General features: G+C 34.7%; 11 protein-coding genes. 4 read left to right on the top strand and 7 right to left on the bottom strand.

Annotation, left to right across the window (positions count from 1 at the left end):
- The first annotated feature begins 231 nt into the window (after positions 1–231).
- From H4J62_RS09850 to H4J62_RS09840, 3 genes are all read left to right on the top strand, one after another.
- The gene (locus tag H4J62_RS09850) at positions 232–1206 is read left to right on the top strand and encodes a methylenetetrahydrofolate reductase (protein WP_404842436.1); all 975 of its coding nucleotides are present in this window, start codon (positions 232–234) and stop codon (positions 1204–1206) included.
- Positions 1207–1279: 73 nt separating this feature from the next.
- Positions 1280–1984 (top strand): ABC transporter substrate-binding protein, encoded by a 705-nt coding sequence (locus H4J62_RS09845; RefSeq protein ID WP_182218589.1) that lies wholly within the window; start codon positions 1280–1282, stop codon positions 1982–1984.
- 16 nt (positions 1985–2000) lie between these two features.
- On the top strand, positions 2001–2192 hold the full coding sequence (locus tag H4J62_RS09840) for a hypothetical protein (protein ID WP_259364657.1): 192 nt from the start codon (positions 2001–2003) through the stop codon (positions 2190–2192).
- Here H4J62_RS09840 and H4J62_RS09835 read toward each other — a convergent pair whose 3' ends face one another.
- Positions 2193–2531 carry a HopJ type III effector protein gene (locus H4J62_RS09835; RefSeq protein ID WP_182218587.1) on the bottom strand — a complete coding sequence of 113 codons (339 nt, stop codon included), beginning with the start codon at positions 2529–2531 and terminating at the stop codon, positions 2193–2195.
- 222 nt (positions 2532–2753) lie between these two features.
- Between H4J62_RS09835 and H4J62_RS09830 the strand changes: the two genes are divergently transcribed.
- The gene (locus tag H4J62_RS09830) at positions 2754–2993 is read left to right on the top strand and encodes a hypothetical protein (protein WP_182218586.1); all 240 of its coding nucleotides are present in this window, start codon (positions 2754–2756) and stop codon (positions 2991–2993) included.
- 236 nt (positions 2994–3229) lie between these two features.
- On the opposite strand, the gene H4J62_RS09825 is transcribed toward H4J62_RS09830, so the two are convergent.
- The 6 genes from H4J62_RS09825 to H4J62_RS09800 all read right to left on the bottom strand — a co-directional run bounded on the left by H4J62_RS09825 (position 3230) and on the right by H4J62_RS09800 (position 9012).
- Complete coding sequence (locus H4J62_RS09825) at positions 3230–4147, bottom strand: ABC transporter permease (RefSeq protein ID WP_182218585.1); 918 nt, start codon at positions 4145–4147, stop codon at positions 3230–3232.
- On the bottom strand, positions 4144–5004 hold the full coding sequence (locus tag H4J62_RS09820; RefSeq protein ID WP_182218584.1) for an ABC transporter ATP-binding protein: 861 nt from the start codon (positions 5002–5004) through the stop codon (positions 4144–4146). The genes H4J62_RS09825 and H4J62_RS09820 overlap by 4 nt, the downstream gene beginning before the upstream one ends.
- Positions 5001–5357 (bottom strand): GntR family transcriptional regulator, encoded by a 357-nt coding sequence (locus H4J62_RS09815; protein ID WP_182218583.1) that lies wholly within the window; start codon positions 5355–5357, stop codon positions 5001–5003. Before H4J62_RS09815 ends, H4J62_RS09820 begins: the two co-directional genes overlap by 4 nt.
- Before the next feature lie 251 nt (positions 5358–5608).
- Entirely contained in the window at positions 5609–5998 is a 390-nt protein-coding gene (locus H4J62_RS09810; protein ID WP_070376128.1) for an acyl-CoA thioesterase, read from the bottom strand.
- A gap of 135 nt (positions 5999–6133) precedes the next feature.
- Positions 6134–7612, bottom strand: coding sequence for a VCBS repeat-containing protein (locus H4J62_RS09805; RefSeq protein ID WP_182218581.1), 1479 nt, complete (start codon positions 7610–7612; stop codon positions 6134–6136).
- Between the two features lie 515 nt (positions 7613–8127).
- Entirely contained in the window at positions 8128–9012 is an 885-nt protein-coding gene (locus H4J62_RS09800; protein ID WP_182231336.1) for an alpha/beta fold hydrolase, read from the bottom strand.
- Positions 9013–9116: the final 104 nt, after the last annotated feature.

Raw genomic sequence — 9116 nt, 5'->3', positions numbered from 1 at the left:
TTAAATATAGAGCTAACCTATCATTACGAAGTATTACGTCAACTCTTTTTGTAAACTATTTGTAAATTATTAATGATAACTTTGATAAGAAATAACTAAAATAAAAATGATTAATGCCATTTTTATTTTTTATTAACAATAAAATATAAATATCACAAAGATTTTTAGTGGCTAAAAAGGTATTATCATGACATCAGTTTTATCAAATTTACGGTATAGAATAAAGTGAACATAGGATCAGAATTAAGAGCTCGCTATAACGATAATACACGCGGCGTCTATTTTATTGGCACAACACCTCCTAAAAGTGATACACCCGCAGAGCAAATTGAAATTATTGCTAATAAGCTGCTTGAACGTGTCAGTGATATCGATTTTGATGGTTTGATTGTTTATGATATACAAGACGAAAATTCGCGTACCAATGTACCGCGTCCTTTTCCTTTTAAATCAACATTAGATCCCCGTTATTATTCATCATTACTGCAGAATCAATCTCAACGACCCGTGATCACTTATAAAAGTGTTATTCAGTCAAATAACGATGATTTTGATCAATGGGCAAATGAAGCTTGGCACACATATGGCATTCGTGACGTTGTTCTTGTTGGTAGCCCTTCGCAAAAAAACACGATTTCATTGCCACTTGCCAGTGCTTATAAAACCTTAGTTGATAATAAAAATGATTTCTTTATCGGTGGGATCACCATTGCAGAACGTCATGCAAATAAAGGTAATGAACATACTCGGTTGATAGAAAAACATCAACAGGGCTGCAATTTCTTTATTTCTCAAGCTATCTATAATCCACAAGCCACTATAGATATGTTGACGCGCTATGCGATTGAATGTCAGCAGCAAGGATTAAAGCCTCAGCGGATAATTTTAACATTTTCACCTTGTGGCAGTAAAAAAACACTCGAATTTATTGAATGGTTAGGTGTTAGTGTTCCTGAAGCGACTAGTCTACGTATTCTTAATGCGGAAAAACCACTATATGAATCTATTCGCATCTGTTTAAATACTTTACAACAAATACTCGATGCTGTTTTACCCTACGATTTACCATTAGGGTTAAATATTGAGAGTTTAACCAACCGTAAAGAAGAAATTGATGGCTCTATTTTATTATACAAATTACTGCGTTCAACCATGGAAAACTACCTGTCCAAACAAGAGCTCGAGCGATTAATTCATCAGAAGTAATAATTTAAGCACAAGCTATTATTTTTGTTATAATTGAGAGAGAAGAAAACCGAAACAACGAGTCTTTTATAGCATGAAGTGGATTTGTATTTTATTGTTTATCAGCTTAAGCGCTCAAGCAGAAACGATAAGGGTGGCACTTTCCTTCGATGGAAAGCCTCCTTATTCATTTGGTGAACAAGAGCATCGCGGTATTTATGTCGAAGTGTTTCAAGAGATATTTAAACTAACCCCTTATCAATTAGAGTTTGTTTATCTCTCTTCTGCACGAGTACGTTCTAGCTTTACCGACGGTAAAGTCGATATCGAATGTTGTCCTATTGGCGCGTGGCGAGCAAACGAAACGGCCATTTCTATCTATAGCCAACCGCTATTTAAAACTGAAGACGTTTATGTATTTCCGCAAGGAAAATTAAGAAATATAGGTCCGTTAGCAGATGAAACCATTGCAACGATTAACGGATTTGGCTACGCTTTTGATACCGTTTTCACCCGTTATGATGTTGAAAGTGAACTGAAATTATTAAAACTTATTGAAGGCAATAGGTTACCAGTCGGCATTGTCGATAGAACCATAGTTAACTACCTGAGTAGAAGTCATCAGTTAACCGTTGTCATAGGTCAAGTTCATGAACATTCCCTACGCCCGTTACGTATACATAAATCTAAAGCGCATATCGTGCCGATCATAAACCAAGCTATTAATAGCTTAATAAATAATGGAAAAATAAGTGCTATAGTCAGTAAATATACCAGCACGTTAAAAGAAGAAAATTAAGCCATTGAAATTAATTATGAAAACAGCGTTTGATAATTTAAGAAACAATCCGCTCCATCAATACCAAAGCGACACTAATGGCGAAAAACAAGTCATGAAAGTTTATTTTGGTGAGTCACTTATCGCCAAAATGATCAAACTAAAAAAATCTGTTCGATATTTTGGCGTAAAAGGTTACCAGAGTTACTTATCCGCAGACGAAACTTAATTAAGAAAGCGCGACACCTGTAAACGTAATACCTTGCCAACCTTGCTTTATAAAGGTTCGAATATTGCTGTGATCGTCACCCTTAGGATTTAACAGTACATCTTTTCGGTAATATTCGCCAAAACACGCTAATGTTGCCTGTTCAGATAAATCATTTAACTTTGCAAAAGCAAATATTTTACACGACCCTTCATTAGTTCCTGATTCATTCATTAAGTCACCATTACTAAAAGCACATGGTTGATAGTGATAGTTAGCCGATATTACCGCCATTACTTCACTAAATTCGATCTGTTCAGGTTTAACTGATAGCTGTTTAAGTAAGTCATTTAATTGCATAGTATTTCCTTTATGGTTTTCTAAAAAGTCGTAAATAGACCACGATTATATAAGTAAACCTGTGACACCACCTAAAAAACTGATTGTAAAGCCAAATGGGTAGCAATTTTTTCCTTTTGAAATCTACTGTAACATTTATCATTGGCTTCTATGTAGAGCGAATAAGATAACTTTGCTAAGCTTATTTATATTGAAATCAAAGAAAGTTAAATAGGTTAAAATATGAAATTATTCCAAAATAAAGAGCTGCAAGGACTCTGTTTATGCCTTGCTGTAATGGGAGTAGCCTACGCACTGTTGTTAATGCTATTAATTATGTTTACGGGGATAAAATTATATAAAACAGTTATTATCGTAGCCACAATTTCAAGCATACTTTTTACGCTAGGCCTTAATAAACAAGTTAAAAATCGCTTAAGACAACAAATTGAAACTTTATTTGCAAAAAAAGTTATCGTCTAAATTATTTATCACGCTATAGGCTCTGCTATAGCGTTTACCAAAAACTTTCCTATTCAAACTACTATTAATTCATTCGCCAAATATAATATCAGCCTAAGTTCACCTAGTTATTTTTCGGTAGTAAAATAAATGCTATTAATCCGCAAAAAAAACTGCGCCATCAACATATAATATGTTGATGGCGCAGTTTGTTGCGGCTGAAATTAATATGTTTAAGTTAATATGCTTAAATAATGTTACACCTCAGCTTTATTCTTTCTTAACCAATATGTGCCATAAAGTAATAAAATACCCACTAATACACTTCCTATATTTAATTTAGTAATAAGTGCTTGTAATGGTACCGTTCTGGCAAAATTTTCTTGCCCTTGCACAGATTCAACAAATTGTGATGAAAGTGAGAAATATTCAAGTAATAAGCCACCTATATAGAATTGCGATAAATGGAAGTAGTGCACGACAAAACCTTCCACTAATAAAACAACGGCGACAGGTAATATTGCCCATAAAAATGGTGCTTTCTTCGCATACATAGACGCTAACATTAACCATGCAAACAAAGGTAACATCCAAATAGCAAGAGGAATAAGGTGTAACCAAATAAGTGATACTCCACTTAAAATATCAGCATCAACCCACAATGCCCATAAGCTAGCATCGTAACCAACCGACAATATAATGCAAACTAAAAACGCTAACAAAAGAATCAAGCACAAAGTAGCGGTTGCGGCTCCTAAAAATATAGCTGGAATTGCCAAGGCTCCGGTAATTAATTTGGCAATAATTGCTGTGACATCAGAAACAGGTAACGAGCGCCAAAACATAATAGATAAATCTCTGCGTTCATCAAATAGACATACAGTAAAGTAATAAAGCTGAATGATTAACGCCACCACTAAAAAGGGTGCAAATAAAGAAAGAGCCATTACAAAGAATAACTTAGGGATCATTGGCGCATGTTCAGCAGAAAAAAACTGTTCAGGGAATGTCGTTAAAAACTGAAATAAGTCACTAAAACTTTCATTACTTTGCATAAAAATAGCGAGAGGCATCACGATGACCAAAGCAGCGATAACCATGGGCACCCATTTTAGAATATTGCTAAATTCCCATAATTCTTTTTTAATTGAAGTTGTTAATACTTTCGTGTTCATGAACATATCTCCTTGGTCATCACGCCAACAAAAATGTCAGCTAAACTCGGTACGCTTATTTTACCCAACGCTTGTAAGTCCTCATTTTTTTGATTGTCAAAAAGCATAGTAGTTAACCCCATTAAACTATTTGAAAAGAGCGGTTTAAATTGCTTTGCTTGCTCGATATTGTCCTGAGTTACGGTTAACAATGTAAAACGTTCACGAATATTTTCAGTGCTTTCAGCTATAACAATTTTACCTTCTTGAATAAAGGCAACATCTGTTAAAATATGCTCAATTTCTTCAATCTGATGCGTAGTTATAAGAATACATTTATCTTCCGTATAAAAATCCTCTAATAAGTGCGTATAAAACTGTCTACGGGTTAAAATATCTAACCCCAACGTTGGTTCATCTAAAACAAGCACTTTAGCGTCTATAGCTAACACTAAAGATAAATGTAACTGAGTAACCATTCCTTTAGACAAAGCCTTCACTTTATCATTCATATCGATATTAGTTTTTGCCAGAAATGTACGTGCTTTTTCAATATCGAAATTAGGATGAACATCATTCATGTAGCTTAATGCTTGAGTAACTTTTAACCATTTGGGCAATATAGCGACATCTGAAATATAGGCGACATCGTTAAGCATCTTTTCACGGTCTTTTCTTGGATGATGGCCAAGAACATTAATGTCACCTTCAAAATCAATTAAACCTAGCATCGATTGAAGACATGTGGTTTTACCCGCACCATTAGGACCAACTAAACCAACAATTTGTCCTTTATGAATACTTAAGCTCACATCAGACACAACATGTTTCTTACCGTAAGATTTGTTTAAGCCTGTTATAGAAATCAATTCATTCATAACTTATCTCCTGTTAGCAACTGCTCAGCAGAAAGTTTTAATCGCGTTATTTGTTTTAATATTTCTGGCCATTGCTGAACCAAGAAAGTTTCGCGCTCTCGATCAAGCATTAGCTCTTGCGCTCCTGATTTAACAAATAAACCTTTTCCACGCTGTTTTTCTACAACTTGTTCATCCTGTAACATTTGATACGCCTTAGAAATAGTAATTGGATTCACTTGATATTCTGCAGCCACTTTTCGGACTGATGGCAATGCTTCGCCTTCTTTGATATAACCATCGAGAATACGAGCAACAACTTGCTGGTATAACTGTAGGTATATCGGTTTTTCATTATCCCACTGAGGTGTCATAATATTTCCTAACGGTAGTTATGCTTAAGTTCTGTTATTTATGTTTAAATAAAAACAATATAGGTGTTATACACCACCAACACACTAACACACAAGAAAAATATCTAGATAAAATAATCTACATATGTAAATAAATATTTCAAAATGATTCTTTAGCGGAGTAAAATCAATAAAAAAACTAAAAAAATCAACAGTAAATGTTGATTTTTTATGACAGGGATATTTTTGATGAGAATCTAAACTGGCGTGATTTATTCGGCTTCTTGAGCTTGTAAAGCTAGTAAGGTTTTTCCATGTGGGATAGGTGCTTTAGTTTCAGGGTCGACTTGTACAAAGACAATATCATCAGCTAAACAGATGGTCTTTTTAGTAATTTTATTACGCATTAAACAAGTGATTGTTATTGACGTTTTCCCCACACTTTTGGTTGATAATCCAAACTCAACTACATCACCCTGCACGGCTGGTGATTCAAAATTTATCGCACCAATATGTTTAGTCACTAAACAGTTAGTCTCTAATTGACAAATAGCAAAAATAGCAGCCTCTTCATCAATCCAGGCTAATGCGCGGCCACCAAAAAGTGAGTTTGCATAGTTTAAATCATTAGGAAGAACCAATCTACGGGATAAAAAGCGCATAATGTGACCTTAAAAATTGTCATGATGTTATTCATAGCACCATGACATTGCTAAAAAAGAGGGAAGGCTTTTGATTTGCTTGCAGCAAAGAACATCGGCATTCACCCTTGATAGTATAGCGAACTTTAGTGTTAATTAACTCGCTGATAACCATAATGTCAGTTTATTTTCGCCCACTTCTTTCTCTTCATCTTCATCATAGTGGGTGCCATATAAAAAGAGGATGTCTGCTTTACCATCATTATTAAAATCTTTAATTTCAGTGCGGACACTTTTAGGTAAAGAAATTTCATAATCAGCGCCACGTTTAGCAAATAAACGTTTGCCTTTAGCCCCCGAGTAGATGGTAAATTCTTTATCATCAGTTTTAAGGATCAAGTCATTAATGCCATCACCATTAAAGTCGCTAACATCGGTTAGTGCCTCACCGTCACTGCCAGAATTAATTGCTATTTCAACTTCATTTTCATAAACAGGCTTTTTTACATACTTACCGTTTTTTTCCAACTTATAGAAGCGTAAATCCATATCTATAGCACCAGACATTGCCGACATCATAGTACCTATGCCCATTTCAACACTTAAGGTGTAATAATCTTTCAAGCCATCACCATCAACATCTTTAAACTTTATCATACCTTCACCATCAAAAGTCGCATGACCATCAGCTTCCTTTTTGTACTGCATCAGACCATTTTCTATGAACCCATAACGTATCATCAGGTGATTAGTTCTAGACATCATGCCTTCTCGTACTGACTCTTTGGTGACAATATCAACGAGCCCATCACCATTTATATCTTCAATGGTTTCAAGCTTTACAGAAGCACTTTTTTCACCTTGCTGTTTTTTTATCGTAGAATTCTTATTTTCTAAATGTGCATTTAAGTTAATAACCATGGGATTATGATCAAATAACTGAGCAGGTGTTTGAGCAAAGACCATCAATTGATCATCAATTTGGAAGGCGATATCTTTTTTGTCATCGTGATTAAAGTCAGCATGGTAAAAATTTTGTGGGGTAAATGACAGACCACGCCCTGACTTTTCAATACGAGGTGATATAGCAAAGGATTGCTGAGTAAATGCTCCCGTAGCGTTTTGCAAATATATATGAGTTGTATCTAAACTATGAGTAATAAAATCGCTTAGGCCATCCTGATTAAAATCGTGGACAAAATCACCAAAGTTTACGTCAAAAATGCCTTGGTACTTGTATAAGGTATCAACGTCTATCAATTTACTGATGGTTTTATCTTCTAGATTGTAAGACATCACCGCATTAGTTGTTAAGTAAACAATCACTTCGCCTACTTGCTTCGCCAATGTTGCTTGATTAAAGAACTGTGCGTTTTCTGGAATATCAATAATCTGTGCTTGTTCAACTAATCCACTCTCACTGATACGGGGATAATAACTAAAGCGGTTATCATCATGAATAAGTAGATCAACATCACCATCTTTCTCATTTAGATACAGCAACTTCCCTGTTATTTTGTGCTGCGAGCTTTGCTGAGATTTATTAAAATTTAATTTATTAGCTTTTGCTAGAAGTAGAGGAGAAGCTAAAGTCGTTAATAATAAAACCATCGTTATTGTTGCTATCTTTGACATAATAATCCTTTGGTGTCTGATTTATTGCTAGCCTTTATGCCCATCTAAGTGAACACAAAGATATTGAACTAATATTGATTACAAATAATTAACATAGTTCAAATTTAATAGCATTATCCTCTAATACCAAGTAATAAATGGTAACAATGGCTGTTTTTACAAAGTTGAGCTGCCTGACCTATCATTTAATAAAGATGAGTTGTGCTTGTCGTTATGTTGATTTTATCTTTTACTAGGGTTATTAAACAAAGTATTCATCTAGGATTAATCCTAGATGAATACCTACAACAAGGTTATTCATTGATAACACCTTCATGTTTACGCATCACATCATTTTATGTTGTCGGTAGGAAGGTTAGAGGAATAGCTTTTACCCTTGCAGCATTCAGTAAAGGCGATTGCAGCAACTTTTTAAGTACTAAAGTATAGGCTAAATATCTACACTGAATTAATAAGGTATCGGATAAAAGGTTATCTGTATAACCACTTAAAAAACGACCTAACGGTTAGGTAAGTCATTGAGACTTAAACCATTTTACTAACTGTGGATAGTGATCAATTCTAGCATTAGGATGAGTGAGGATATTAATGTGATCGTAATTTTGCATATTCCCTGAAGATTTTGACAACAAAGTAAATTTCGCTTTCGGATTATATTCTTGAATGAAAATATTTACATCGCTGGCATGTCCTAACACTTTATCTTTACTACCAGTAAAGTGCCATGTTGGGGGCCAATCAATTGACTTAGCTGCTTGAAAGTAATCAAAACCATCTGTCGTATCATGCCAAGCACTTTTTTTAACCCAAGCGACGCTATCGGCTAACGATTGTTCGGTTTCATTATCAGAGCCAATACCATGCTTTTTAGCATCTAAAAATCCTTTGTTCCTTGCCAATTTAGGGGCGATATTATTCCAAATAATATCCACTTTAAACATTTTTTCTAAACTTTTTACCGTCACCATGCGCTTGGTACCAAAACAAGTTTTACTACGAATACGTTCAATTATTTTAGGAAATCTGGCCAACGTACTCGCCAATAAAACCCCTCCCCAGGAATGTGCAACAAGATGAATTTTTTGTTGTGTGACTTGAAAAATGTAATTTATAAAATGTGGAATATCTTCAGTGATCGCTTCAAATTGACCATGTACAGCATGTTTATCAATACGAGGCGTGCTTTCACCACGGCCACGTAAATCGGCGACATAAACATCAAAGCCCTGCTCTGCTAAGTAGCATGCTAGACCTTTACCTTTTTTAGTATAAAAAATAAGGCCATTTTCAATAGCACCATGTAACATAAAAATAGGCGTACCGCCCTTTTGTTGCCAAATATGCCTTAAATGAAGTTGATGATCTCCATGAGATAAAAATAAAGATTCTTGATTTGTCATAGGATTATTAAAATATTCGTGAATAGAAGAAAACAAAGGTCAGACCAGTTAACAATCAGCATACGGTGTTGGATACTGTTGAGCAACAAAAATAACTTAAGACT

This window comes from Colwellia sp. BRX8-5, assembly GCF_014077325.1.
Classification (GTDB): domain Bacteria; phylum Pseudomonadota; class Gammaproteobacteria; order Enterobacterales; family Alteromonadaceae; genus Colwellia_A.
The sequence above is the reverse complement of the archived record's forward strand: the minus strand, read 5'-3'. Positions and strand labels throughout refer to the sequence as shown.

Bases quoted from the DNA above. Each gene is read 5' to 3' on its own strand.
- H4J62_RS09810 (WP_070376128.1), bottom strand. From the start codon at position 5,998: ATGCGCTTTTTATCCCGTAGATTGGTTCTTCCTAATGATTTAAACTAT.
- H4J62_RS09825 (WP_182218585.1), bottom strand. From the start codon at position 4,147: ATGAACACGAAAGTATTAACAACTTCAATTAAAAAAGAATTATGGGAA.
- H4J62_RS09800 (WP_182231336.1), bottom strand. From the start codon at position 9,012: ATGACAAATCAAGAATCTTTATTTTTATCTCATGGAGATCATCAACTT.
- H4J62_RS09840 (WP_259364657.1), top strand. From the start codon at position 2,001: ATGAAAACAGCGTTTGATAATTTAAGAAACAATCCGCTCCATCAATAC.
- H4J62_RS09835 (WP_182218587.1), bottom strand. From the start codon at position 2,531: ATGCAATTAAATGACTTACTTAAACAGCTATCAGTTAAACCTGAACAG.
- H4J62_RS09830 (WP_182218586.1), top strand. From the start codon at position 2,754: ATGAAATTATTCCAAAATAAAGAGCTGCAAGGACTCTGTTTATGCCTT.
- H4J62_RS09845 (WP_182218589.1), top strand. From the start codon at position 1,280: ATGAAGTGGATTTGTATTTTATTGTTTATCAGCTTAAGCGCTCAAGCA.
- H4J62_RS09815 (WP_182218583.1), bottom strand. From the start codon at position 5,357: ATGACACCTCAGTGGGATAATGAAAAACCGATATACCTACAGTTATAC.
- H4J62_RS09820 (WP_182218584.1), bottom strand. From the start codon at position 5,004: ATGAATGAATTGATTTCTATAACAGGCTTAAACAAATCTTACGGTAAG.
- H4J62_RS09805 (WP_182218581.1), bottom strand. From the start codon at position 7,612: ATGTCAAAGATAGCAACAATAACGATGGTTTTATTATTAACGACTTTA.